The organism is Aeromonas sp. 61P (genome assembly GCF_051919545.1).
In the GTDB taxonomy this organism is placed as follows: Bacteria; Pseudomonadota; Gammaproteobacteria; order Enterobacterales; family Aeromonadaceae; genus Aeromonas; species Aeromonas veronii.
The window spans coordinates 3,768,112-3,793,196 of record NZ_JBQBEL010000001.1; the positions used below are offsets into that span (position 1 = coordinate 3,768,112).

Below are 25,085 nucleotides of genomic sequence, written 5' to 3' on the forward strand. Positions count from 1 at the left end.
TGAAGAAAAATAAAAAGGCCACTATTTCTAGTGGCCTTTCGTAACTCTTTGATTTTAATGGTGCCCGAGGCCGGAATCGAACCGGCACGACGCGAACGTCGAGGGATTTTAAATCCCTTGTGTCTACCGATTTCACCACTCGGGCACCGCAATCGGTATCAAGCTCGCGTGGCGGGCTTGTCAATATGGAGGCACGTTCCGGAGTCGAACCGGACTAAACGGATTTGCAATCCGCTGCATAACCGCTTTGCTAACGCGCCATGCAAAAGAGAGTTGGCTCTCTATTGTCTGAATTTGGAGCGGGAAACGAGACTCGAACTCGCGACCCCGACCTTGGCAAGGTCGTGCTCTACCAACTGAGCTATTCCCGCATTGGTCTGGCTGACTGCCTGACTACGAGGACGCATTTTAGCGATGTTCCTCGCCCAGTCAACCAGAAATATTTAATTACCTGATCGTTCGGGCATTTTTTGCCCTTTTTGAACAGTTTTAGTGCCTTTGGCCGTTTCCTGCCTCAAATCAGCGGAAACCTCACCTTGCGGCGCAAGTGACTCACAGGTTGGCGTGGTGGGTTAAATCGCCCCAGGCCGCTTTCATGTACTGGAACATCGACCAGAAGGTGAGCACGGTGGCGACATAGAGCATCACATAGGCGAGCCACACCATCCAGACGTTGTATTGCCAGATAAGACCGGTGAGCGACACCATCTGGATCATGGTCTTCCACTTGCCAATCCAGCTGACCGCCACCGAGGAGCGTTTGCCGAGCTCGGCCATCCATTCGCGCAGGGCGGAGATGATGATCTCGCGGCCAATCATGGTCATGGCGGGGATGGTCACCCAAATGGTGTTGTAGTGTTCAACGATGACTACCAGTGCGGCGGCAACCATGATCTTGTCGGCAACCGGGTCAAGGAAGGCGCCAAAGGCGGTGGACTGATTGAGCTTGCGAGCCAGATAGCCATCAAACCAGTCGGTGGCAGCGGCCAGAATAAAGATGATGGCGGCAGCCAGATAGGACCATTGATAAGGCAGATAGAACAGGATGACGAAGACGGGAATGAGCAAAATCCGGAAAAACGTCAACAGGTTAGGTATGTTTGTCATTATTTTCAGCCACTTCTTGTACGTCGCTACATAGTGCGCCAAAGCCGATTTGCGATGCAACCGCACTGGCGCCCGTCTTGGTCTTTTTAATCCATCAATCTTCTCAAAATGCGAGGGCCATTATGGCATTTACGGCCCCCCCGCGTCACGGCTCTTGTGCATCAAGGAGTTAGCGATTATGCCATGTCGCTAACCCTGCTCAGGCGCTGTGCAAGCCATCGTGGATGGTCTGGGCCAGCTCCTGACTGATGCCGGGTACCTTGGCCAGTTCATCCACGCTCGCCTTTTTGACCTCCTGCAGGCCGCCCAGATACTTGAGCAGTGCCTGCCGCCGCTTTGGCCCCACCCCCGGAATATCCTCCAGACTGCTGCTGGTGCGGGCCTTGGCCCGTCTGGCCCGGTGGCCGGTAATGGCAAAACGGTGGGATTCATCGCGAATATGCTGAATCAGGTGCAAAGCGGGCATATCTGCCGGCAAATGCAGCTCTTCGTGGCTCTCCCCCATGATGAGAGTTTCCAACCCTGCCTTGCGGGTGACCCCCTTGGCAATCCCCACCAGCAGCGGATATTTGCCGCCGAGAAACTCCAGCTGACGGGCCAGGATCTCTTCGGCTCGGCGCAGCTGGCCGAGGCCACCGTCGATAAACAGCACGTCCGGCACCTTGTCCGGCTCCTGCTGCTTGCCAAAGCGGCGCTCCAGCGCCTGCTCCATCGCGGCGTAGTCATCACCACCAGTGATACCGTCGATATTGAAACGACGATATTCCGATGAGAGCGGCCCCTCCCGGTTGAACACCACGCAAGAGGCCACGGTGCGCTCCCCCATGGTGTGGGAGATATCGAAACACTCCATGCGGGCGATGGGGCACTCCAGCTCCAGCAGCTCTTCCAGCTGATCGTAACGGGCGGTAATGGTGCTCTTGTGAGCAAGCCGCGATCGCAGCGCCGTCTCGGCATTGATGGAGGCGAGCTTGATAAAGCGGGCCCGCTCGGCGCGGGTTCGGCTCACCACCCGCACCTTGTAGCCTGCGGTCTGGCTCAGGGTCTCGGCGATGACGCTTTCATCCTCCAGCGCTACATCGAGCAGCACCTCGCTCGGGATCTGCCGCCCCCCCTGCCCCGACAGATAGAACTGCAGCAGGAAGGATTGCACCACCTCGTCGAGTTGGGTATCGGCCGGCACTTTCGGGAAGTAGCTGCGCGAACCGAGCACCTTGCCCTGACGGATAAAGAGCACGTGAATACAGGCAGCACCTTGCTGGAAGGCCACCCCCACCACATCCAGCTCGTCCAGCACGTTGCCGCTCACCGACTGCTGTTCGGTAACCCGGCGCAGCGCCAGGATCTGATCCCGGTAGCGGGCCGCCTCTTCAAAGCGCAGATCGCAGCTGGCGGACTCCATCTTGCCCACCAGCTCGCCAATCACCTGCTGGTTCTTGCCCGCCAAAAACAGCTTGGCCAGCTCCACCTGCTGGGCATATTCGGCTTCGCTCACCAGTCCGGGTACGCAAGGGCCGGCGCAGCGCTTGAGCTGATAGAGCAGGCAGGGACGAGTGCGGTTGGCATAGACCGCATCCTCGCACTGACGCACCGGAAAAATTTTCTGCATCAGATGCAAACTCTCGCGCACCGCGCCGCCAGAGGGGTACGGGCCGAAGTACTCCCCCTTCACCTTGCGGGCACCGCGATGGACGCCGATGCGTGGATGCTGGTGCGCGGTGATGATGATCCAGGGGTAGGATTTGTCGTCCCGCAGCAGCACGTTGTAACGGGGCTGGTACTGCTTGATCAGGTTGTGCTCGAGGATCAGCGCCTCAGTCTCGGTGTGGGTGACGGTGACCTGGATATCGGCGATCTGTCGCACCAGGGTGCGAGTCTTGATGCTGTCGACGTTGGTGCGAAAGTAGGAGGCGAGCCGCTTTTTCAGATCCTTGGCCTTGCCCACATAGATCACGGTGCCACCGCTGTCATACATGCGGTAGACGCCGCTCTGATGGGTGACGGCGCTCAGAAACGCCTTGCTATCGAAGAGAGGTTCGGGAGAGAGGGTCATCAGCTACTCGGCTCACACAAAGGCAAAAATTGACGGGCAGAGCATACTGCCCTCGCCGCCCGAAAAGCAAAGGGGCAGAAAAGCAAAAAGGCGGCACTCGCCGCCTTTGTGGCCACACGCCACCCGATTAGAGGGTATCGGCATCCAGCATGCCATAGCGAATGGCCAGATGGGTCAGTTCCACGTCACCGTTGATCCCCAGCTTGCTAAACAGCCGATAGCGGTAGCTGTTGACCGTCTTCGGGCTCAGGTTGAGCTGCTCGGAGATATCGGTCACCTTCTGCCCCTTGGTGATCATCATCATGATCTGCAGCTCGCGCTCGGAAAGGGACTTGAAGGGATTCTCGTCAGCGGAGGCAAACTGGCTGAGGGCCATCTGCTGGGCAATCTCCGGGGAGATGTAGCGCTGACCGGAGTGCACCAGCCGGATCGCCTGGATCATCTCGTCGGGGGCAGCCCCCTTGGTCAGGTAACCGGCGGCGCCGGCCTGCATCACCTTGGTGGGGAACGGATTTTCTGAATGAATGGTCAGCACTATGATGCGCACATCGGGGCGGATCCGCAGAATTTTGCGGGTCGCTTCCAGACCACCAATACCCGGCATGTTCATGTCCATCAGGATCACGTCCGGATGGTGTTGGCGACAGAACGTAACTGCGGTCTCGCCGCTCTGTGCTTCGCCCACCACCTTGATCCCGCGCACATCTTCAAGAATGCGTCTTATCCCTGTACGCACCAGCTCATGATCATCGACCAGGAATACATTTATCACCCAAACACCCCGTTTTATCTCGTTTTAGCCGCCCGGTTAGGGTTAACAGGGCGTCTTGCATCATAACCAAACTCGTCGCTTTGGCAAACCATGCACGCCAAAAGTTTGAGAAAACCCATGTTTAGCGTTTAAAATCAAATAATTATATAAATTTTCAAAACAAAAAACGGTGCCTTGCGACACCGTTTTCATGACGTTAGTGCTGTGGCCATCACTTGGCCAAAAAGGCCCGCACCTTCTCCAGATCGGCCTGGGTATCCACCCCGACCGGCGGTGCTTCAAGGGCCTGGGCGACGTGGATCTTCTCCCCGTACCAGAGCACCCGCAGCTGCTCCAGCGCCTCGACCTGCTCCAGCACGCTCGGTGCCCAGTCTACGTAACGCTGGATAAAGCCGGCGCGATAGGCATAGATACCGATATGACGCTGGTAGTGGTCACCAATTTGCTCATGGCTCTTGGCAAAGCGATCCCGATCCCAGGGAATGCTGGCGCGACTGAAGTAGAGGGCGTAGCCATCCTTGTCAGTCACTACTTTCACTGCGTTCGGGTTGAACGCCTCTTCGGCATCCCTGATCGGAACCGACAAGGTCGCCATCGGCGCCGTGGCGGCGGCCAGATTGTCCGCCACCTGACGAATGATGGCGGGCGGAATGAGCGGCTCATCCCCCTGCACATTGACGATGATGGTATCGGCGGCAAAGCCGTAGTGACGGCACACCTCGGCCAGACGCTCGGTGCCAGACTGGTGATCCGGTGAGGTCATGCACACTTCGACGCCGGTGCTCAGCAGTGCCTGCTGTACCCGGGCATCGTCAGTGGCGACGATCACCCGATCGGCACCTGATTGCAGAGCTTTCTCCACCACGTGCTGCACCATGGGTTTACCATGGATATCCGCCAGCGGCTTGCCCGGCAGACGGGTTGACGCATAGCGGGCAGGAATGACGACGACGAAACTCATGACGGCAGCTCATCGCTGTTGAGCGGACGGGCACGGTTCTCCAGTAGTACCGGGATCCCCTCTTCCAGCGGATAGGCCAGCTTGTCGAAGCGGCAGACCAGCTCATGAACTGCTTTGTTGTAATGCAGCTTACCCTTGCAGACCGGGCAGGCGATGATGTCGAGCAACTTGATGTCCAAAGCCAAAACGATACTCCTTCAACGATGTCGCGCTGGCGGCTTCATCACGCCAGCGATGGATGTCGAGCAACCAGCTATTCCATGCGGGGCATATTCCCCCCCTGCTCCCCCGCCGAGGCGAGAGAGATTAATCTTGTGCCTTGGTTACGCCTTGCGCCTTTCCACTCGTGTTCAGCTTGTGCAACAAGGTATCGAGCAAGGAGGCGGGCAACTCGGCGCTGACCGGCAGATACCACCAGTTATCGAGGGCAAACGGGCGGCACTTGACCGCATCCTTCTCGGTCATCAGCAGCGGCTTGCTGGCAAAGCGCCCCACCAGCTCATCCCGATCGAAGGGGTGATGATCGCCGTAGGCGGCCTGCTGATCCAGCTGATAGCCGAGCCCTTCCAGGGTGGCAAAGAAGCGGGGCGGATGACCAATCCCCGCCAGCGCATCAACCGGCCCCGACAAGGGGGCGGCCAGCGGGGCATCGTCGCGCACCCGGCGCGGGGTGTCGGCAACCAGTTGCATGGGGTACTCCCCCTTGCCCGGCTCGCCGCCGTTGCAGATGATGGCGTCCACCCGTTTGAGACGAGTGACCGGCTCGCGCAGCGGCCCCATCGGCAGCAGGCAGGCGTTGCCGAAACGGCGCGCTCCGTCCACCACCACCAGCTCGATGTCGCGGGCCAGCGCATAGTGCTGCAGACCATCGTCGGTGATGATGATATCCACCTCACCGCTCTGCTCCAGCAGTCGTACCGCGTCGGCCCGTTTCGGGGTAACCACCACCGGGCAGCCGCAGCGCCGGGCAATCAGCACCGGCTCATCTCCGGCCTGCGCCGTAGTGCTGGTCTCATCCAGCCGATAGGGGTAATGGGGCGCCTTGCCACCATAACCACGGCTCACCACCCCTGGGCGATAGCCGCGGGCTTGCAACTGCTCCACCAGCCAGACCACCACCGGCGTCTTGCCGTTGCCCCCCACCGAAATATTGCCCACCACGATCACCGGCAAGGAGGCGCTATACCCCCTGCACCAGCCGTGACGATAGGCGTAGCGGCGGGTGCCGCTGATGATGGCAAACAGCAGGGCAAAGGGGGCCAGCAACCAGCGCCAGCCACTTTTGCGATACCAGAGCCGTTCCAGCATCAGGCCTTGCTTCCCGCGTTGCCAAACTGAATGGCGCGCAGCTGGGCATAGGTGCCGCGCTGCTCCATCAATGCTTCGTGGTTACCGCGCTCGACGATATGACCTTCGTCGATCACCAGGATCTCGTCCGCCTTCTCGATGGTGGAGAGACGGTGGGCGATCACCAGCGAGGTACGCGCCTTGCAAAGCTCGTCGATAGCCGCCTGAATGTGGCGCTCGGACTCGGTATCGAGGGCCGAGGTGGCCTCATCCAGCAGCAGAACCGGCGCATCGCGCAGCAAAGCCCGCGCAATGGCAACACGCTGGCGCTGACCACCGGAGAGGGATGCACCGTTCTCGCCAACCACAGTGTCATACCCGTTGCTCATCTTGCTGACGAACTCGTCGGCATGAGCGATACGGGCGGCCTGCACGATCTGGTCGCGGCTGTATTTGTCTTCTGCCGCGTAGGCGATGTTGTTGGCCACCGAGTCGTTGAACAGGTGGACATGCTGGGAGACCAGCGCGTACTGTTTGCGCAGCTCGCTCAACTTGTATTCGCGGATGTTGATGCCGTCCAGCAGGATCTCGCCCTGATCGATGTCGTAGAAGCGGGTCAGCAGGCTGGCAATGGTACTCTTGCCAGAGCCGGAACGGCCCACCAGCGCCACCGATTTACCCGCCTCCACCTTGAAGCTGACGTTGTGCAGCGCCGGAGTATCCTTGGTCGGGTAGGTGAAGGTGACGTTGCGAAACTCGATCTCGCCGCGGGCACGCTCCAGAGTGCGGGTGCCGGTATCCTGCTCCGGCTCGGTGTCGAGCAGGCCAAACAGGCTGTGGCAGGCGGTGATGGCACGCTGGAACTGGTTGTTGACGTCGGTCAGGCTTTTCAGCGGCTTGAGCAGCATCATCATGGAGGTGATCATGACGGTAAACGTACCGGCAGTCAGGGTTGATTTGACGCTGTCAATGGTCGCGACGTAGAGGAAGGCCGCCAGCGCGATGGAGGCAACCATCTGCACTACCGGGCTGCCGATGGCATCGGCGGCGACCATCTTCATAGTCTGCTGGCGCATGTTGTTGCTGACCTGGAAGAAGCGTTTCTCTTCCACCTTCTGGCCACCAAACATCAGCACCTCTTTGTGCCCTTTGAGCATCTGCTCGGTGGAGGTGGTGATATCCCCTACCGCCTGCTGGATGTGACGGCTGATCTGGCGGAAACGGCGGCTGATAAGGCCGATGATGACCCCCACCAGCGGGCCAACCACCAAAAAGATCACTGACAGCTGCCAGGAGTGCCAGAACATCAGGCCGAGCAGGCCGACCACGGTCGCCCCTTCCCGCACCAGGGTCACCAGCGTGGTGCTCGCCGCCGAGGAGACCTGACTGGCGTCATAGGTCACCTTGGAGAGTAGATGACCGGTGTTCTGACGGTCAAAGAAGCTCATCGGCATTGCCACCATGTGATTGAACACCTGCTGTTGCAGACGCATCACGACGTGGTTGCCGACCCAGGCCATGCAGTAGTTGGAGAGAAAGTTGGCGACACCGCGCAGGGCCACGATGCCGAGGACGAAGAAGGGCATCCATTTCAAAACGGTGCTGTCGTTGCCATTGATGCCCTGATCGATCAGCGGCTTGATGGAGTAGACAAAGGTGGTATCCACGGCGGCGTAGCCCAGCATCCCTATGATGCCACCGACCAGGCCCAGCTTGCGATCACGGACATAACCGAGCAGGCGTTTGAATACTGGCCAGCTCTCTTGTGAGGTTTCTTGTTGCATGAATAGCCGTTAGTAATGGAAATGACGGGCTATTCTAGCCAAAGCGCAGGCTTACACCAAGCGCCGCCACCTATATCGCATTCCTACACGGCAGAAATGGCGGATTATTGCTCAAACCACACTCGCGGTCGCCACCACTCACCACTGCGCCGGTACCAGGGCCCCAGATCTCGCTCGGCGGTGACGCTCAAGCCCGCTGCGGTTGGTTCGACCAGCATCGCCCCTTGCTGACCGGTGATCCACTGGCGGGCATCCCGATAGCGGGCCACCACATCTGGACGGGGAAAGCCCCACTGATTCATAAAACCGGCGCTGTGGATCACATCCTTTGCCGCCACCGCCGCGACAAACGGGGGCGTGGAAGAGGTGCGGCTGCCATGATGGGGGCTCACCAGCAATGTGCTGGCCAACCCCTCTCCCTCCAGTGCCACCAGTCTCAGCTCTGCCTGCCGTTCGATATCGGCACTGAGCAGCACGCTGCGCTGCCCATCGCTGATACGCACCACGCAGCCATCGTTATTGCGCCCGCCACCGGGGCGTTCTGGCCAGAGCACTGCAAACGAGAGCCCCTGCCAGCGCCACTGTTGCCCACGCTGGCAGAGCGTCGTTCCCTCACTGAAGGGATAAGAGGAGAGCTCGTGACGCACCGGCATGGCGCTGAGCAGTCGCTTGCGATTGCCAGCATGGTCCCGATCCTTGTGGCTGATGATGAGGCGATCAATCACCCGGATCCCCAAATGGCTTAGCTGGGGCAGGATCACCGCATCCGCCATGTTGTAGCCTCCGGGATAACGATCACCGGTGTCATAAAGGATGGCACGCTCCCCCTTGCTGATCAGCACCGCCAGCCCCTGCCCCACATCCAGCACCCGCAGTTGCCAGCGGACAGGCGTTGGCCAGAGCGCCAATAACAGTGCACACAGACCCGGTAGCAACAGCCAGCGTGCCGGGCGCCACTGCGCGGCGAACCAGAGCAGCAACAGCAAGGTGCAGAGTGGCAGCCACCAGCCGGGCAGTGGCCACCACAGTTGCAGTTGATCGGCCAGCCAGTTCAGGATCGTCAACACCCACCCGAGCCCCAGATCCGCCAGCCAGAACAGGCCATAGGCAAGCGAGCTGGAGAGCGGCGCCAACAGCACCCCAATCAACGCCAGCGGTATGATGGCGATACAAAAGAGCGGCACCGCCAACAGGTTGATCACCATGGCAAGGGGTGCTATCCCCTCGAACAATGCCAGTTGCAGCGGCAGCAGACCGAGCAGCAGCCAGAGCTGGATCTGCCACAGTCCCGGCTTGTCGTGGACATATCCCACCAGCAGCAAGATGGCCACCGCCAGAAACGAGAGCCAGAAGCCGGCCGAATAGAGGGCGAAGGGATCCCAGAGGATCAATACCACAAAGGCCCACAGCCAGATGCGCCAGGCCGGCCACTCTCGCCGACTCCAGCGCAACACACTCCACACCAGCACCATGATCAGGGCCCGCTCGGTGGCTACCGCAAACCCTGCCAACGCGCTGTAGACGGCGGCAAACAGCAGGGAGGTGATGATGGCGCCACGCAGGCCAAACAACCTGCCCAGCCACCACCCGAGCACCGCCACCAGCGCAATGTGCTGCCCTGAAATGGCGATGATATGGGTCAGGCCGCTGCCGCGAAACAGCTCCCACTGGGCATCCGTGATGCCGCTCTGCTCGCCAAAAGTGAGCGCCGCCAGCAAGGGGGCATGGTCAAGCGGGCGCCAACTCTCGGTCGCCGCGCCCAACCAGCGTTCGCGCCACCCCGCAGGTGCCTGTTGAATATCTATCACCCGACGCAAATTGCCGGTGGCAGTGATCCCCTTGCCCAGCAGCAGACGCCGCCCATCCAGCCCCGCCTCGTTGGCCAGACCGTGAGCCGGTTTCAACGAGGTCACCAGGGTGATCCGGCAGCCTACTGTCATGGCGGGCAATGCCTGATAGGCATTGACCCGGATCAGGGGCTCAGGTGTCACCGGTTGCTCGTCGAGGGTGCTCACCCGCAGCAGCAGCCGGACAAATTTATCCCCCTCAGGCTCTGCACTTTGCAGCTGTGCGGTTATCATGTGGCTCGTCTGATCACCCAACCGCTCCAGCCAGGCCAGCCGATAGGCAAGATTGGCCTGCATCCAGAGGATGCCGAGCAGGAGAAACAGCCACCGCCAGGCACGGCAATATGCAAGGGGGATCAGCAGGGACAGCAACAGGCCCCCCCATGCGAGTGAAGGTAACCATGGCCAGAGCAGTGAGGAGCTTGCCCCCAGGGCAAACGACAACAGACGCAGATCCATGGAGCAAGTATTTAGCAAGGTTTCAATATGCCCAAACGACTCATTAAACGCTGGATGCCCGATCAGCAAACCCTGAAAGAACACAAGCACCTGCGGCTGTTCGGCAAACTGCTGCTCGATGCCAACCTCTGGCACCTCAACCGCCGCTCGGCCGCCGGGGCATTTGCGGTGGGCCTCTTCATGGCCTGGGTGCCGCTCCCCTGCCAGATGCTGTTGGCCGCCGGTGGCGCCATCCTGTGCCGGGTCAATCTGCCGCTCTCGGTGGCGCTGGTCTGGCTCTCCAACCCCTTTACCATGCCGCCCCTGCTCTATGGCGCCTATCTGGTGGGTTGCCAGTTGCTGGGACATTCGGCGCAGCAAATAGAGATTGAATTCACCTGGGAGTGGCTGGTCTCGGTACTGGGCACAGTGGCACCGCCGCTGTTGCTGGGCTCGCTCATCCTGGCCCTGCTCAGTTCTCTTATCGGTTACACCCTGATCCGCACCTTCTGGCGGATCAGCACGGTGCGCCAGTGGCAAAAACGCAAGATGGCCCGCCCATGCTGAGTCGCTGGTTTGCCCGCTTCAAGCTAGATCCCGATACCCTGCGCCAGCAGAAGTGGTTTGCCCTGTTTGGTGAGCGACTGCTTGCCCCAGCCCTCTGGCAAGGGGGCACCCGCGCCCTGAGCGGCGCGGTGGCGGCCGGGCTCTTCGCCTGCTGGTTCCCAATCCCGATGCACTCGCTCATCGCAGTCGGTCTGGCGCTGGCATTCAGCCTCAACCTGCCGCTGGCACTGCTGGCGGTCTGGTTCAACAATCCGCTGACCCTGCCGTTCATGTATCTCTACGCCTATCGCACCGGTTGTCTGGTACTGCACCAGACGCCGGAGCCTTTCCACCTCAGCTGGACCCTGCACTGGCTGGAGCAGGAGGCTGCCACCCTGGTGCCTCCCTTCCTGCTCGGCAGCCTGCTGCTGGCGGTACTCACCGCCCTGAGCGGCGGCGCCCTGACCGCGCTGCTGTTGCAACTGCGCAAGCTGTGGCAAGGTGCCCGCCACCAGTGAGTCCCCCTTACAATTGTTTGACGATCAGCCGTTGGTGTCTAGTCCTGAAATTGGTTTACACATATTCAACTAGCATTTCTCTACTCAGAACCCCCTATGTACCGCATCGGGGGTTCTGTATTTCAACGCATGATGCGGCCGCACCTCGTTGTAAATATCCACAGCTTCACGCACCATTTCCCGCGCTTGCGTCAAATCCTGCGGGCTTTGCAACAATAACTCTCCTTTCAACATCCCGTTCACCCGCTCCGCCAACGCATTCTGGTAACAGTCATACCCATCCGTCAGACGGGACAAGCAGAAACAAAAAGCCCCTCATCTTGCACGCACAAGGGAGAGGGGCAAACAGGCACAGAAATAAAACGGTTACTCGGCGGTAGCCATCTGCCAGGTTTTGAAGCCGCCGGAGAGATTCTTCACTTTAAAGCCGTGCTGACTCAGCAAGCGGCAGGCGACATGGCCGCGCAGCCCGACCTGACAGCTGATAAGCAGCTCTTTCTCTTTGGGCAACTCATGGAGGCGACCACGCAACTCGTCGAGGGGGATATGCAGTGCCCCCGGAATGCGGCCCAGCTTGTCAAGCTCGGGGCCATTGCGCACATCCACCACCAGCTGATGGGGGTTACGAGCCTGCACCTCGGCCACGTGGCAGAGCAGGGTGTCCCCCTTCAGGTGGTTGCTTGCCACGAAGCCGGCCATGTTGATCACATCCTTGGCCGATCCAAAGGGCGGCGCATAGGTGAGCTCCAGATCCTGCAGGTCAAACACGGTGAGACCGGCGCGCTGGGCCACCGCCAGCACGTCGATGCGCTTGTCGATGCCATCCTTGCCGATGGCTTGGGCACCGTAAATCTTGCCATCCGGGGCAAACAGCAGCTTGAGGCTGACCGGATGGGCGCCGGGGTAGTAACCGGCGTGGCTGCCCGGGTGGACATAAACCTTCTCGAACGGCAATCCCAGTTGCACCAGTCGCTTCTCGTTGAGGCCGGTGCTGGCCACCGCCAGATCGAACAGCTTGCAGATGGCGGTCCCTTGCGTTTTCTTGTAGGTTTCGCTTCGGCCCAACATATTGTCGGCGGCGATGCGCCCCTGCCGGTTGGCCGGGCCCGCCAGCGGGATCAGCACAGATTCGCCGGTGACAAAATCTATCTCTTCCACCGCATCCCCCACCGCGTAGATAAAGGGGTCCGAGGTACGCATCCCGGCATCGACCTTGATGCCGCCCCGTGGGCCTAGCTCCAGCCCCGCTTTGGCGGCGAGCAGGGTTTCCGGCTTGACGCCGATGGCGAGGATCAAGAGACCGGTATCAAGATGGGAGCCGTCATTGAGGGTCAGGCGCAGGCCACCACTTTTGGCGGTCGGCACGGCGGAGGTTTTCTCGGCAGGCAGATCCAGACTCTCGATGGCGGTGAGGCCGGTGCGCAGGCGCAGGTCGATCCCCTCTTCCCGGATGCGGGCATGGAGCATGTTGGCCATCTCCTTGTCCACCGGCGCCATCACCTGATCGGCCAGCTCCAGCAGGGTGACATCCAGCTTGCGCTGGTGCAGTGCCTCCATCATCTCCAGCCCGATAAAGCCGCCGCCCACCACTGTGACGTGGCGCGGCTGATCGTGATGCAGAGCCGCCAGAATGCGATCCATGTCCGGGATGTTGCGCAGGGTATAGACATGGGGGCTGTCGATACCGGGGAAGGGAGGACGGATCGGCGCCGCCCCCGGGCTCAGCAGCAGCACATCGTAATGCTCGCGCTGCTCTTCACCGGTTTGCAGGTTGCGCACCAGCAAGGTCTTGCCCGCCTTGTCGATCTCAATCACATCGTGGAAGACCCGCACATCGACGTTGAAACGGCGCTTGAAGCTCTGGGGTGTCTGCAGCAGCAAGGCATCCCGGTCGGGGATATCGCCCCCGATGTGATAGGGCAGACCGCAGTTGGCGAAGCTGACAAACTCGCCCCGCTCGAACATCACGATCTCTGCCTCTTCACTCAAACGACGAGCGCGAGCCGCCGCCGATGCGCCCCCCGCGACACCACCGATAATCAGGATCCGTTTCATCTGCAAGACTCCTCATACATGATAATGGGCAATAAATTAGACTTTTCTAATTTAGAATTCAATGAAATTTTGTTTCACACCATTTTGCAGTATTCTTGCAACCCCGACGGTTGCTTAACAGGATGTTGTTTGTTCATGTCGTCTACCGCACTCAGTCATCTTCCTCCTGCCCTCCAGACGCCGCTCTTTTTCCGTCTGGATCTGCGCAGTCAACGGCTGGTCGCCCTGACCGACGTGATGCAAACCCCGCTCTACTGGCTCGACGAACCGCGTGCCCCCTGGCCTGCCCAGCTACCCGATGCCCTGCGCCTGCCCATCGAACAACTGCTGGCCAACGGCCATGGCGGCAAGATCACAGTGCGCTTTGCCAGCCAGTTGTGGCATATCGCCCTCGCTCACGAGCAGGATGGCTTCTGGCTCATCTGTCTGCAGAACCTTCGCCAGGAGCCCATCGCCGATCTGGCATTGCAACTGCCGCGCCTCAGCCAGATGGCGAGCCAGCAACAGTATGCGCCCCTGCTCGAGGCCCTTAAAGAGAGTTTGGGGGCCGATCGGCTCATCCTCTGGCACTATCAGGCCAACGGCGATCTCGGCAGCGAGCAACTTACCCCGGTGTTCACCCTGGGGGTCGAGGCGCTCTACCCCATTCGCGGTGACAGCCGCTATATCCGCGCCCTGCGTACCCGCAAAGCGTTGAGTTTCTCGGAAGCGGCCCACCAGCCGATGCTGAGCAATCACCTCTATCTGACCAGTGCCGGTGTGCGCTCACGCCTCGATGGTGCCCTGCTGGAGCAGGACAAGCTGTTCGGGGTGCTGAGTCTGGAGTATCTCGATCCCACCCCGCTTAGCGAGGAGATGTTGCAGCTGGTGCGCAGCAGCGCCCAGCTGCTCGGCCACTGGCAACCGCAACCGGAAGAGCACCGCGCCGAGCTGGCCCTCCCGCCCGAGCTGCACCAGCAGACCGGCATCGACTACTGCAAGACGCTGGTAAGCTGGGCCATGAGCGCCAGCGGTGCCCGGGTGGGCTGGATCGGCGAGTTCCAGCCCCGCGGTCAGGATCTCTGGATCATCCCCCGCTGCGTCATCAACGAGGAGATCTGCTCCACCCTCAAGCCTATCCAGCTCGACCCCGGCCCCGCTCAGGAGCTGTTCCAGCACGGTCAGGCCATCTATGTGGAAGATCTGCCTGTGCGCTATCCCAAAGCGACCCGGCTGCTTGCTCTCAATGCCAGCGCCTACATCGGCATTCCGCTCCATGGCCAGAGCGGCGCCCCCATTGGCCAGATCACCCTGCTGCTCGATACCCCCCTTGAGGAGCCCGAACAGCTGCTGGATCTATTGAGCAGCCAGCACGAGCGGGCCGCTATCGAACTCAAGCGCCTCGCCACCGACGATGCCCTGCGGCTGGCCGAGGTAGCCTTTAATACCCACGATGGGCTGATCGTGATGGATCACAACGGCATCATCCTCAAGGTCAACCACTCCTTCAGCCGGATCACCGGATTTGGCGAGGTAGAGGTGATCGGTCACTCCATTCGCAAGCTGCGCCCCACCTACTACGGGGATCATCTCAAGGAAGATGTCAGCCGCACCGTCAACGAGCAGGAGTTCTGGCTCGGGGAAGAGCGCTGCCTGCACAAGGATGGTCACCTCTTTCCGGTGCGCTTGATGGTGAACGGCGTCAAGGATGAGCAGGGGGAGCTCAGCCACTTCATCTGCAGCTTCTACGACATCACCCAGGAAAAAGAGGCGGCCAGACATATCGAGCAGCTCGCCTACTACGACGATCTCTGCGGTCTGCACAACCGCCGCAGCCTCAACCATATTTTGCAGCAGACCCTGAGCGCCCCCAACGGCCAGTGGGGCGCCCTGCTGCTGGTGGATCTCGACAACTTCAAGTCGATCAACGACTCCCTTGGTCACGCCTGCGGCGATCTGTTGCTGCAGGCCGTGGTGCAACGTTTCAGGGAGCTGCCCCAGGACAATCTGGTGCAGGCGCGCATCTCGGGGGATGAGTTTGCCCTGCTCTTTACCCAGCTCGGACAAGGCGAGGTCACCGCCAAAATTCTGGCAGAGCACTTCGCCCGCGAGCTGATGGGGCTGTTTCGCACCCCGTTTGACATCGGCGATCACAAGCTGCACTGCAGCGCCTCGGTGGGGATCAGCCTCTTCTCCGGCAACGAGACGGATCATCTGGTCCTGATGCAACAGGCCGACACCGCGACCCACATGGCCAAGCGCGCCGGTCAGGGCCACTACGTCTTCTTTACCGAGGCGATGGCCCAGCACGAGAAGAACCGGCTGACCCTCACCAATGAGCTGCGCGATGCCCTGCGTCATCACGAGCTGCAGCTCCACTATCAACCGCAATACCGGGTCGACAATGGCTCGCTGTCGGGTATCGAGGCGCTGCTGCGCTGGCAGCGCAGCGACGGCACCATGGTGCCACCCGGGGAGTTTATCCCCATCGCCGAAGAGACCAGCCTGATCCTCGAGATCGGCTACTGGGTGATGAAGACCGCCTGCGCCCAATACAGCTTCTGGCTCAACCGTGGCCTGCAGATCCCCCATCTGTCGGTCAACGTCAGTGCCCGCCAGTTCCACACCCAGGGCTTCGTACAACAGGTGGAGTACATCTTGCGCGATACCGGTGTGCCCCCCTCCCGCCTGCTGCTGGAGGTGACCGAATCGGTAGTATTGGAGAATAGGCAGGAGAGTATTGCCAGAATGCGCCAGCTCAAGGAGCTCGGCATCCTCATCTCCATCGATGACTTCGGTACCGGCTACTCGTCGCTGGCCTATCTGCGGGATCTGCCCGCCGACGAGGTGAAACTGGACAGAAGCTTCATTCAGACCCTGGTACACAGCGAACAGGACAGAGCCATCGTCAAGGCGATACTCGATCTGGCCCAGGTCTTTCGTTTTACCGTCACCGCCGAAGGGGTGGAAGAGGAGGCGCAGCTGGCCATCCTCAAAGCACTGGGATGCCAGCATTATCAAGGGTTTCTCACCAGTCGGCCGCTCACCGTCAAGGGGCTGGAGCAGCTGCTTGGCAGCCGGGCGCCGGACTAAAGGTGTAGGATCAATAGGGGTTTATGTAATAAAATAACGGCCTGCTCGAATCGTTGGAGTTGTTTATGTCTGTCATTAATCGGATCCCTGCCGTTGAAATCAGCCAGCCAGCCGGAGCTCACGGCACCGTTGGCCGGATCCATTCCGTCGAAACCTGCGGCACTGTCGATGGCCCGGGAATACGCTTTATCGTATTCATGCAAGGCTGCCTGATGCGCTGCAAGTACTGCCACAACCGCGATACCTGGGATACCGAGGTGGCCGCGAAGTGACCGTACCGGAGTTGATGAGTGACATCACCAGCTATCGCCACTTCATGAATGCCTCCGGCGGTGGTGTGACAGCGTCCGGCGGTGAAGCCATGCTGCAACCCGCTTTCATTACCGAACTCTTTACCGCCTGCAAAGAGAAAGGGATCCACACCTGTCTCGACACCAACGGCTTCGTCCGTCATCTCGACGAACAGGTGGACAAGCTGCTCGACCAGACCGATCTGGTACTGCTCGACATCAAACAGATCAATGACGAGAAACACATTCCGCTGACCCACGTCAGCAACAGATACACCCTGGAGTTTGCCCGCTATCTGGCAGCCAAAGGCAAGACCATGTGGATCCGCTACGTGGTGGTACCGACCTGGAGCGATGACGACGAGAGCGCCGAAGGGCTGGGTCAGTTTATCGCCGAGCTGGGCGAGAGCGTGGAGAAGGTGGAGCTGCTCCCCTACCATGAGCTCGGCAAACACAAGTGGGATGTGCTGGGCGACCCGTACGAGCTGAGCGGGATCAAGCCCCCCAGCAAGGAGACCATGGAACGGGTCAAGGGCATCCTCGGCAAGTACCACAACAACGTCAAATATTGATGGTAAAAGCAGGCTGACTCGTCAGCCTGCTCTGCTATGGGGCGGTCGGGAAGGCCGCCCGGACTCTACTGCATGAATGGACGACAAGATGAGTGAAGGACAACTCGCCGCCCTCCTGATCTGGCTGGTACTGCTGGCCTTCAGCCTGCGCCGCTCCCTGTGGCAGACCCTCCGTGACAACCCCCTCTATCAGCACCTGTTGCTGGGTAGTGCCATCGCGCTGGTGCCGCTCTGGTATCTAAGGGCCGGTCTGCATGAGGGGCTGGAGGTCCATTTTCTCGGGCTAACCTCCCTCACCCTGCTGCTGGGCTGGCGGCTGGCGTTGCTAGCCCCCTGTCTGACCCTGCTGGTGCTCGGTTACTTCGGCGTCACCAATCTGGCCGATTTTGGCTGGCAGGCACTGGTTGGCATCGCCCTGCCGGTGGCCACCAGCTGGCTGCTGTTTCTGGCCAGCTGGGCCTGGCTGCCGCGCCATCTCTTTGTCTATATCTTCGTGGCCGCCTTTCTCGGCGGCGCCATCACCATCTCGGTCAAGGTGGCCGCCAGTGCGTTGCTGATGGGGCTAAGTCACAGCTACCCCTGGCACACCATCACGGCGGATTACCTCTCCATCTGGCCACTACTGCTGTTCCCCGAAGCTCTGCTCAACGGCATGGCGATGACGGTGCTGGCCATCTACCGCCCTCACTGGGTCAATACCTTCTTCGACCGCACCTATCTGGGCAAGTAACGCTCTCTTTCCTGATCTGCGCCCATAAAAAAGGAGAGGCCATCGCCTCTCCTTTTGGTATTCAACATGTTGCCAAATCCCGGCTTAGTGCAGCTTCAGGGTCGGGCGCAGTACCCGGTTGATGCGACCCACCAGCATGATGAGGCCGGTCTTGACGTAGCCGTGCAGGGCGATCTGGTGCATCCGGTAGAGGGAGATGTAGACCAGACGGGCGATGTAGCCCTCCACCATCATGGAGCCGCGCATCAGGTTGCCCATCAGGCTGCCCACGGTGGAGAAGCGGCTGAGGGAGACCAGCGAACCGTGGTCGTGGTAGAGGTAGGGCTTCATCTCGCCGCCGTTCATCTTGGCCAGGATGTTCTTGAACGCCTGGCTGGCCATCTGGTGGGCAGACTGGGCGCGCGGCGGCACGAACTTGCCATCCGGCTGCGGGCAGGCTGCGCAGTCACCGATAACGAAGATGTTCTCATCACGGGTAGTCTGCAGGGTCTCTTTCACCACCAGCTGGTTGATGCGGTTGGTCTCAAGACCGGCGATATCCTTCATGAAGTCAGGCGCCTTGATACCGGCCGCCCACACCATCAGGTCCGCTTCAATCAGCTCGCCATCCTTGGTGTGCAGACCGTCGCTGGTCGCTTCGGTGATCATGGTGGCGGTACGCACGTCCACACCCAGCTTGACCAGCTCCTGATGGGCGGCGCCGCTGATGCGCTCCGGCAGAGCCGGCAGAATGCGCGGGCCCGCTTCCACCAGGGTCACCTTCAGGCTGTCGGTGGTGAGGTTCTTGAAGCCGTAGGCGTAGAGCTGCTCGACCGCGTTGTAGAGCTCGGCAGAGAGCTCGACGCCGGTTGCGCCGCCGCCAACGATGGCAATCTTCACCTTGTCGCCCGGCTTATATTCGGTGGCGAACTGCAGGAAGCGGTTCATCATGCTGTTGTGGAAACGGTGCGCCTGGGAGGGGCTATCGAGAAAAATACAGTGATCCTTGATGCCCTTGGTGTTGAAGTCGTTGGAGACAGAACCGATGGCCATCACCAGATAGTCGTAGGGCAGTTCGCGCTCGTTGACCACGATGTCGCCATTGTCGTCGTGGATCGGGGCCAGCACGATGCGTTTATCGTCACGCTTGATGTCGGTCAGGGTGCCGAGCTGGAAGTCGAAACCGTGGTTCTTGGCGTGAGACTGGTAGCTCAGAGCATCGATGCCCGCGTCCATGGAGCCGGTGGCCACTTCGTGCAGCAGGGGTTTCCACAGGTGGGTGCGGTTGCGATCGACCAGAGTGATCTTGGCCTTGTTCTTCTTGCCAAGCTTGCGGCCCAGACTGGTGGCCAGCTCCAGGCCACCGGCGCCGCCGCCTACAACGACAATATTCATCATGATGATTTTCCTCGGTTCCTCAAAACGAAAGGGAGCCATTGGCTCCCTAAAACGAAATCGGTCGACGTGATGGATCAGGCTTCTTTGAAGGCCTTCATCCGCTGCAGATGATGCGAGATATTTTTGAACTTATGAGTCTCGCGCTCATCCCACACGATGTCGTAATAGTTCTTCAATTCACGTTCAGTGTCCCGATTATCGCGCACTTCATCCTGAACGGAAAGGATACACAGGCAGTTTCCTGAATTTTTCTTACGAAATTCAGTTACACACTTGGTACCGATATCGTCATATTCTTCCGGCCGGTCGATCTTGCCCTGCATGTTTTCTTCCGGATGGAGATTGGGGTTGAAGATCACCTGGCGAATGCCGCACAGAAAGCCGATCCGCTCGCTCCAGTAGCCACCAAGACCCACGCCGCAGATCAGCGGTTTGGGATCGGTACTCATATCGAGCTGTTTTTTCACTTCCTTGAGCAGATGGCTCATATCATGACGGGGGTGAACCGTGCTGTAGTGCACGAAACGCACATCATCATCAATAAACTGCAACTGCAGCACTTTCTCGTGATTGCCGGGGCTGGTGGCATCAAAGCCATGCAGATAGATGATCATGGATAAGACCTCAGGATCTGTGTCGGTTTTATCGAAACTACCCCAGCGGCGGCCCCGTGCGCCACCAAAACATCCAACTTTCTTGCTTTGGATCACGCCCCCGCCCCCGATTGCGCCCTGCGGCCCGCGAGCGCCGTCACATACAAAGGGGCGCATTGCGGGCAACCCTCTGGTGCCCGGCTATCAAAGTGAGAGCGCCAGACCGATAATGATAAACCTCTTACCAATCTGAGATGCACCCACCTCCTTCCCCTGCCAGCAACCGGACACTTATCTGGTCGGTATGTGACTCATCCCGCAAAAACAAGGCGTTATCACCAAACGTTTTCGCTCATGAGCGGCATTGTGCATGTTTTGTGCACTGCCCCGTGCTGCACCGACTCCCTCTCACTACTGCCGAGGGATCTGGCACCTCTGTTAATACACGAGATCAATGACCGGGAAAGCTGCGGCTTTCACTATCTTGCCTGTAGCAGTTGCGCGGGCTTCAAGGAGTGATCTGTTCATGAACGAGACCAATCCCCCCTCCCCCCGACCGGGTGCGCGCAAGCGCCCGGTGGATGAAGTGGAGCGCATGCTCCCCATGGGCCAACTCTTTACCCTCGGCCTGCAACATGTGCTGGTGATGTACGCCGGCGCCGTGGCGGTGCCGCTGGTGATTGGCGGCAGTCTGGGGCTGCCCAAGGATCAAATCTCCTACCTCATCAGTTCGGATCTCTTCTGCTGCGGCATCGTCACCCTGCTGCAATGTGTCGGGATTGGCCGCTTTGCCGGGATCCGGCTGCCGGTCATCATGTCGGTCACCTTTGCCGCCGTGATGCCCATGCTGGCCATCGGAGCCAACCCGGATCTGGGGCTGACGGGCATCTTCGGCGCCACCATTGCCGCCGGTATCATCTCGACCCTGCTGGTGCCGCTGATAGGTCGGCTGATGCCGCTCTTCCCCACCGTCGTGACCGGGGTGGTTATCACCTCCATCGGGATCAGCATTATGCAGGTGGGGATCGACTGGATGGCGGGGGGCAAGGGCAATCCGGAATATGGCAGCCTGCGCTATATCGGCACCAGCTTTCTGGTGCTCGTCTTTATCCTGCTGGTGACCCGCTTCACCAAGGGCTTTTTCAGCAATATCTCGGTGCTGCTCGGGATCATCTTCGGTTTCGTGGTGGCCATCGCCATGGGCGAAGTGAGCCTCGATGGCCTCGGCGAGGCAGCCTGGTTTGCCCCCATTGTGCCCTTCGCCTTCGGCTGGCCCACCTTCGATCCCATCTCCATCGCCACTCTGACGGTGATCATGCTCATCACCTTTATCGAGTCGATGGGGATGTTTCTGGCCCTTGGCGACATCGTCGGCCATCCGGCCAGGCGCGGTGATATCGTGCGCGGGCTGCGGGTGGATGGCATCGGCACCATTATTGGTGGGATATTCAACAGCTTCCCCCACACCTCCTTCTCCCAGAATATCGGTCTGGTGAGCGTGACCGGAGTATCTAGTCGCTGGGTCTGCGTGATGTCGGGGGGATCCTGCTCGCCTTTGGCCTCATCCCCAAGATGTCGGTGCTGGTCGCCTCCATCCCGCCCTTCGTGCTGGGGGGCGCCGGTATCGTCATGTTCGGTATGGTGCTGGCCACCGGCATTCGCATCCTGGCGCGCACCGATTACAACAGCAACCGCCACAACCTCTATATCGTCGCCATCAGTCTCGGAATTGGCATGATCCCGACGGTCTCCGGGAATTTTTTCCAGCAGCTTCCGGCGCAGCTACAACCGCTTTTCCATAGCGGTATCCTGCTGGCCACCATCAGTTCGGTGCTACTCAACCTCTTCTTCAACGGCTATCAGCCGGATCTGAGTCACCAGACCCGTCCTCTGTTCGTTGGTCCCATCAAACCACAGCAAGAGCAGGCATAACAAACAGGCCCCCGGACAGCGAGACTGTCCGGGGGCCTGTTGTTCATATCACCGCTGACCCAATCAGGCAGGCAACTGCGCGAAGCGCTCTACCGCCTGCGCTACTTGTGCCAGACTCCCCTGCCAGAAGGCGGCCTCACGGATATCCTGCCCCAAATGCTTGGCTACCAGATCTTCGGCGCTCATCCGGCCGGTATCGCGCAACAAGGCGCGATACGCCTCGGCCACGCCCTCTTCCCCCGCTGCCTTGCGGCTCATCAACTGCTGATAGACCCCGAGGCTGAACAGATAACCAAACAGATAGGGGTAGTTGTAAAAGCCCAGCCCCGCGATGGAGAAGTGCGCCTTGGCCGCCCAGAACATGGGGTGATAGCGGGTCAGGCTCCCCTCATACCAGCGTCCCCATGCCTCGTCGGTCAACGCCTTGAGCCGCTCTGCCGGCACATAACCCTGCGCCCGCTCGGCCACCAAGGCCCGCTCGAAATCGAAGCGAGCCGGGATGTTGACCAGGAAGGTGGCTGCGCCGTCGGCCTCGGCCCAGGTGATGGCCATCTGCTCTTCCTGGCTTTGCGCCTGCTCGAACAGGGCGCTGCGCACCAGGGTTTCGGCGAAGATGGAGGCGGTCTCCGCCAGCGTCATGGGGTAGCTGCGCTGACTCATCGGCAGATCGCGGATCACCCAGTTGTGCCAGGCGTGGCCCAGCTCATGGGCCAGGGTAATGACGTTATCCATGGTGCCGGCATAGGTAACGAAGACCCGCGGTTCGACCGGTTCGGCAAACTTGGTGCAGTAGGCGCCGGTGCGGCGATTTGGCGTGGGCGCCGCATCAATCCACCCCTTCTCGGCCATCATGCGGGCAAACGCCCCCATCTCGGGATCGAATCGGCTAAAGGCATCGGCAATCAACTCGATCGCCTCATCAAAAGGAATGTCGCGGCCGCTGGAAGCAGGCGGCGGCGCAAAGAGATCCTCCGGCCCCAGATCGTCGAGACCAAGGCGCTCGGCCATCAGCTCCAGCGCCCGCTGGCCCAACCCACGGGCTTGCCAGGTTTCGCTCATCAGGGCATCGAGGGTGGCACGCTCGATATGGCTCTGATGGCAGGAGAGATCCAGCGCATCGAGCACACGGGTGTTGCCACGCTGACGGGCCAGCTCCAGCCGCCAGCCGTTGAGGGCATTGAGGATAGCGGCAACCGTCTCCTGCTCACCTTCCCAACCGGCGCTGATGGCATCGAACGCCTCAAGGCGCAGGGCACGCACCGGACTGGAGAGCAGATTGCTCGCCTCGGCCAGCCCCATCTCGCGGCCATCAATGGTCAAGCGGATCTTGCCCACCAGATCGTTGTAGAGGTTGCCCCAGGCGTGCAGACCATCGGTGCCCAGACCAATCACCAGTTGCTCCGCCTCCACCGGCAGGCGCTGATCCTGCAAACGACGCTCGTGGCGCAGGCGGTACGCCTCTTCACCGAGCAGCGGATCCCTCATCAGCGCGGCAAATTCCTCTTCCGGCAACGCCAGCATCAGATCTTCCACCGGCGCCAGCGTCTTGAACAGATCGGCGTTGAGGGCGCGAGCGCGGGACGCCAGCTGTTTGGCCTGCGGATCCCGCGCATCCTGACTGCCACGGCAGGCGGCCAGAATGGCGACGTTCCAGCCGATATGACGAATATCACGGGCGCGCAGCCGCACTTCCCGCAAGAAATCCAGCAGTGCAGCGTCATCACCGCGCACCATGTCCAGACCCGCCATATAGCTGGTCAGCTCCTCCAGCGCGTGGCGGGCTGCGCGCATGTCCGCTTCCAGCTCGGGGCTGTCGAGGCCCGGGTAGATATGGTCGTTATTCCACTGTTGTTGATACATAGCTTCTCGCAAAGACCTTTATCGGGAGGCGCAACAGACCTGCGGGCAGCAAGTCCGAAACCGGGCAACCCGAAGGCCAAAAAATGAAGAGAGGAAAAGAGAGACAATGGCCCGCAAGCTCGCTTATCCCTTGGCCGGGGCAAGACGGCTCACCAGCGTCATCACGGCAACCAGCAGCAGACCCGCCACCACACCGGCCACGGCGTTGAGCAGAGTCGGCGTCACCGCCGCCAGTACAGCCCCCACTGTGGGCAGGGTGGCAACAACAGCGGCTGCGCCTTCAATCAGGTGATGGGCAAAAGGCCAGCCATGCACCAGAATGCCACCGCCCACCATAAACATGGCAATGGTGCCGACCAGTGCCAGCAGGTGCATCAGGCGCGGCGCCGTCACCAACAGTCCCTGCCCCACCGCGCGGCGCAGGGCGCTGCCATCAGGTTTTTGCAGCAAATGCAGGCCGATGTCATCGAGCTTGACGATCAGCCCCACCAACCCGTAGACCCCGATGGTCATCAGCAGGGCGATGCCAGCGACCACCGAGAGCTGCAGCGCGAGGCTTGCTCCCTGTACCGTGCCAAGGGCGATGACGATGATCTCGGCAGAGAGAATAAAATCGGTGCGGATCGCTCCCTTCACCTTCTGCTGCTCAAACGCGGCCAAATCATCGGGAATAGGAGCAGTGTGTGCCTCCCCCTCACTCGCCTCATGGGGCAGAAACTTGTGGGCCAGCTTCTCGGCCCCCTCAAAGCAGAGGTAAGCGCCTCCCAGCATCAAGAGAGGCGTGATAAGCCAGGGCACCAGGGCACTGATGGCGATGGCGGCGGGCACCAGAATCAGCTTGTTGCGAAATGACCCCTTGGCCACCGCCCACACCACCGGCAACTCCCGCTCGGCGCGCACCCCGGAGACCTGCTCCGCGTTGAGGGCCAGATCATCACCCAACACCCCGGCGGTCTTCTTGGCCGCCATCTTGGTCATCAGCGCCACGTCATCAAGCACGCTGGCGATATCATCGAGCAGGGCCAATAAACTGGTTCCGGCCATATCAAAGATTCCTTATATCAGTGAGAACAACCCCCGGGAGAGAGGTGTACGTCCCGATAACCACCAAGGTCAACAGGACCACCTCATGGCGATCGCAGGCCATCATCGGCCGAGCCAAAAATCCGGCGCTCGCCATCGGGGGTTACGTCTTGCGGGCAAAAGATGGCACAGTGTAACGAGAAGCCGCCGTTTCGGCAGCACCCCTGAGCCATTTGTTCCTGGTTCCCTCTGAATCACCTCAAGGAGT

At 60.3% G+C, this 25,085-nt stretch carries 17 protein-coding genes, 3 tRNA genes and 3 pseudogenes; 6 read left to right on the forward strand and 17 right to left on the reverse strand.

From position 1 onward, the window contains the following. Positions 1–58: 58 nt before the first annotated feature. The 11 genes from ACTG2O_RS17645 to ACTG2O_RS17695 form a co-directional block, all read right to left on the reverse strand. Positions 59–145, reverse strand: a tRNA-Leu gene (locus tag ACTG2O_RS17645). A 41-nt stretch (positions 146–186) separates the two neighbouring features. Then, a tRNA-Cys gene (locus tag ACTG2O_RS17650) sits at positions 187–260 on the reverse strand. Between the two features lie 35 nt (positions 261–295). Continuing rightward, positions 296–371 (reverse strand) — tRNA-Gly (locus tag ACTG2O_RS17655). A gap of 181 nt (positions 372–552) precedes the next feature. After that, positions 553–1,107 (reverse strand): CDP-diacylglycerol--glycerol-3-phosphate 3-phosphatidyltransferase, encoded by a 555-nt coding sequence (pgsA, locus tag ACTG2O_RS17660; RefSeq protein WP_031227442.1) that lies wholly within the window; start codon positions 1,105–1,107, stop codon positions 553–555. A 199-nt stretch (positions 1,108–1,306) separates the two neighbouring features. Next, entirely contained in the window at positions 1,307–3,160 is a 1,854-nt protein-coding gene (gene uvrC, locus ACTG2O_RS17665; protein WP_236285734.1) for an excinuclease ABC subunit UvrC, read from the reverse strand. Between the two features lie 127 nt (positions 3,161–3,287). Continuing rightward, the gene (gene uvrY / locus ACTG2O_RS17670) at positions 3,288–3,932 is read right to left on the reverse strand and encodes a UvrY/SirA/GacA family response regulator transcription factor (RefSeq protein WP_005337448.1); all 645 of its coding nucleotides are present in this window, start codon (positions 3,930–3,932) and stop codon (positions 3,288–3,290) included. Positions 3,933–4,143: 211 nt separating this feature from the next. Next, on the reverse strand, positions 4,144–4,893 hold the full coding sequence (gene kdsB, locus ACTG2O_RS17675) for a 3-deoxy-manno-octulosonate cytidylyltransferase (RefSeq protein ID WP_108542454.1): 750 nt from the start codon (positions 4,891–4,893) through the stop codon (positions 4,144–4,146). Then, positions 4,890–5,078, reverse strand: coding sequence for a Trm112 family protein (locus ACTG2O_RS17680; RefSeq protein WP_005347033.1), 189 nt, complete (start codon positions 5,076–5,078; stop codon positions 4,890–4,892). Before ACTG2O_RS17680 ends, kdsB begins: the two co-directional genes overlap by 4 nt. A gap of 121 nt (positions 5,079–5,199) precedes the next feature. Further along, positions 5,200–6,201: a tetraacyldisaccharide 4'-kinase gene (lpxK, locus tag ACTG2O_RS17685; RefSeq protein ID WP_236285733.1), complete on the reverse strand. Its 1,002-nt coding sequence runs from the start codon at positions 6,199–6,201 to the stop codon at positions 5,200–5,202. After that, the gene (gene msbA / locus ACTG2O_RS17690) at positions 6,201–7,964 is read right to left on the reverse strand and encodes a lipid A ABC transporter ATP-binding protein/permease MsbA (RefSeq protein ID WP_005359702.1); all 1,764 of its coding nucleotides are present in this window, start codon (positions 7,962–7,964) and stop codon (positions 6,201–6,203) included. Before msbA ends, lpxK begins: the two co-directional genes overlap by 1 nt. A 104-nt stretch (positions 7,965–8,068) precedes the next feature. Then, positions 8,069–10,270, reverse strand: coding sequence for a DNA internalization-related competence protein ComEC/Rec2 (locus tag ACTG2O_RS17695; protein ID WP_439976409.1), 2,202 nt, complete (start codon positions 10,268–10,270; stop codon positions 8,069–8,071). Positions 10,271–10,297: 27 nt separating this feature from the next. On the opposite strand from ACTG2O_RS17695, the gene ACTG2O_RS17700 reads away from it, so the two are divergent. Together ACTG2O_RS17700 and ACTG2O_RS17705 are read left to right on the forward strand one after the other, a co-directional pair. Continuing rightward, positions 10,298–10,816, forward strand: a complete 519-nt coding sequence (locus ACTG2O_RS17700; RefSeq protein ID WP_005350890.1) for a DUF2062 domain-containing protein — start codon at positions 10,298–10,300, stop codon at positions 10,814–10,816. Further along, on the forward strand, positions 10,810–11,313 hold the full coding sequence (locus ACTG2O_RS17705; RefSeq protein WP_236285735.1) for a DUF2062 domain-containing protein: 504 nt from the start codon (positions 10,810–10,812) through the stop codon (positions 11,311–11,313). The genes ACTG2O_RS17700 and ACTG2O_RS17705 overlap by 7 nt, the downstream gene beginning before the upstream one ends. An 84-nt stretch (positions 11,314–11,397) precedes the next feature. On the opposite strand, the pseudogene ACTG2O_RS17710 reads toward ACTG2O_RS17705, so the two are convergent. Further along, a pseudogene (locus ACTG2O_RS17710) lies at positions 11,398–11,601 on the reverse strand (integrase core domain-containing protein); the annotation flags it as partial. A 78-nt stretch (positions 11,602–11,679) separates the two neighbouring features. Further along, a complete protein-coding gene (locus tag ACTG2O_RS17715; RefSeq protein ID WP_005344666.1) occupies positions 11,680–13,368 on the reverse strand; it encodes an FAD-dependent oxidoreductase in 1,689 nt (562 codons plus the stop codon). A 135-nt stretch (positions 13,369–13,503) separates the two neighbouring features. On the opposite strand from ACTG2O_RS17715, the gene ACTG2O_RS17720 reads away from it, so the two are divergent. The 3 genes and pseudogenes from ACTG2O_RS17720 (at position 13,504) to ACTG2O_RS17730 (ending at position 18,032) form a co-directional block, all read left to right on the forward strand. Continuing rightward, positions 13,504–16,440 carry a sensor domain-containing phosphodiesterase gene (locus ACTG2O_RS17720; protein WP_323968546.1) on the forward strand — a complete coding sequence of 979 codons (2,937 nt, stop codon included), beginning with the start codon at positions 13,504–13,506 and terminating at the stop codon, positions 16,438–16,440. 65 nt (positions 16,441–16,505) lie between these two features. Further along, positions 16,506–17,302, forward strand: a pseudogene (gene pflA, locus ACTG2O_RS17725) (pyruvate formate lyase 1-activating protein). Between the two features lie 88 nt (positions 17,303–17,390). Continuing rightward, entirely contained in the window at positions 17,391–18,032 is a 642-nt protein-coding gene (locus ACTG2O_RS17730; RefSeq protein WP_064337685.1) for an energy-coupling factor ABC transporter permease, read from the forward strand. 84 nt (positions 18,033–18,116) lie between these two features. On the opposite strand, the gene ACTG2O_RS17735 is transcribed toward ACTG2O_RS17730, so the two are convergent. Next, positions 18,117–19,409 (reverse strand): NAD(P)/FAD-dependent oxidoreductase, encoded by a 1,293-nt coding sequence (locus ACTG2O_RS17735; protein WP_019445491.1) that lies wholly within the window; start codon positions 19,407–19,409, stop codon positions 18,117–18,119. A gap of 74 nt (positions 19,410–19,483) precedes the next feature. Next, positions 19,484–20,023 (reverse strand): alpha/beta hydrolase YcfP, encoded by a 540-nt coding sequence (gene ycfP / locus ACTG2O_RS17740; RefSeq protein ID WP_005334000.1) that lies wholly within the window; start codon positions 20,021–20,023, stop codon positions 19,484–19,486. A gap of 505 nt (positions 20,024–20,528) precedes the next feature. Between ycfP and ACTG2O_RS17745 the strand changes: the two are divergent. Next, positions 20,529–21,934, forward strand: a pseudogene (locus tag ACTG2O_RS17745) (nucleobase:cation symporter-2 family protein). 63 nt (positions 21,935–21,997) lie between these two features. Here ACTG2O_RS17745 and ACTG2O_RS17750 read toward each other — a convergent pair. Together ACTG2O_RS17750 and ACTG2O_RS17755 are read right to left on the reverse strand one after the other, a co-directional pair. After that, entirely contained in the window at positions 21,998–23,794 is a 1,797-nt protein-coding gene (locus tag ACTG2O_RS17750; RefSeq protein WP_236285724.1) for a M3 family oligoendopeptidase, read from the reverse strand. Positions 23,795–23,917: 123 nt separating this feature from the next. Then, a complete protein-coding gene (locus tag ACTG2O_RS17755; protein ID WP_019445488.1) occupies positions 23,918–24,838 on the reverse strand; it encodes a DUF808 domain-containing protein in 921 nt (306 codons plus the stop codon). Positions 24,839–25,085: the final 247 nt, after the last annotated feature.

What these genes read in the sequence shown, in the direction of transcription:
- pgsA (WP_031227442.1), bottom strand. Translation starts at nt 1,107, where the DNA reads ATGACAAACATACCTAACCTGTTGACGTTTTTCCGGATTTTGCTCATT.
- uvrC (WP_236285734.1), bottom strand. Translation starts at nt 3,160, where the DNA reads ATGACCCTCTCTCCCGAACCTCTCTTCGATAGCAAGGCGTTTCTGAGC.
- kdsB (WP_108542454.1), bottom strand. Translation starts at nt 4,893, where the DNA reads ATGAGTTTCGTCGTCGTCATTCCTGCCCGCTATGCGTCAACCCGTCTG.
- lpxK (WP_236285733.1), bottom strand. Translation starts at nt 6,201, where the DNA reads ATGCTGGAACGGCTCTGGTATCGCAAAAGTGGCTGGCGCTGGTTGCTG.
- msbA (WP_005359702.1), bottom strand. Translation starts at nt 7,964, where the DNA reads ATGCAACAAGAAACCTCACAAGAGAGCTGGCCAGTATTCAAACGCCTG.
- ACTG2O_RS17695 (WP_439976409.1), bottom strand. Translation starts at nt 10,270, where the DNA reads ATGGATCTGCGTCTGTTGTCGTTTGCCCTGGGGGCAAGCTCCTCACTG.
- ACTG2O_RS17700 (WP_005350890.1), top strand. Translation starts at nt 10,298, where the DNA reads ATGCCCAAACGACTCATTAAACGCTGGATGCCCGATCAGCAAACCCTG.
- ACTG2O_RS17705 (WP_236285735.1), top strand. Translation starts at nt 10,810, where the DNA reads ATGCTGAGTCGCTGGTTTGCCCGCTTCAAGCTAGATCCCGATACCCTG.
- ACTG2O_RS17715 (WP_005344666.1), bottom strand. Translation starts at nt 13,368, where the DNA reads ATGAAACGGATCCTGATTATCGGTGGTGTCGCGGGGGGCGCATCGGCG.
- ACTG2O_RS17720 (WP_323968546.1), top strand. Translation starts at nt 13,504, where the DNA reads ATGTCGTCTACCGCACTCAGTCATCTTCCTCCTGCCCTCCAGACGCCG.
- ACTG2O_RS17730 (WP_064337685.1), top strand. Translation starts at nt 17,391, where the DNA reads ATGAGTGAAGGACAACTCGCCGCCCTCCTGATCTGGCTGGTACTGCTG.
- ACTG2O_RS17735 (WP_019445491.1), bottom strand. Translation starts at nt 19,409, where the DNA reads ATGATGAATATTGTCGTTGTAGGCGGCGGCGCCGGTGGCCTGGAGCTG.
- ycfP (WP_005334000.1), bottom strand. Translation starts at nt 20,023, where the DNA reads ATGATCATCTATCTGCATGGCTTTGATGCCACCAGCCCCGGCAATCAC.
- ACTG2O_RS17750 (WP_236285724.1), bottom strand. Translation starts at nt 23,794, where the DNA reads ATGTATCAACAACAGTGGAATAACGACCATATCTACCCGGGCCTCGAC.
- ACTG2O_RS17755 (WP_019445488.1), bottom strand. Translation starts at nt 24,838, where the DNA reads ATGGCCGGAACCAGTTTATTGGCCCTGCTCGATGATATCGCCAGCGTG.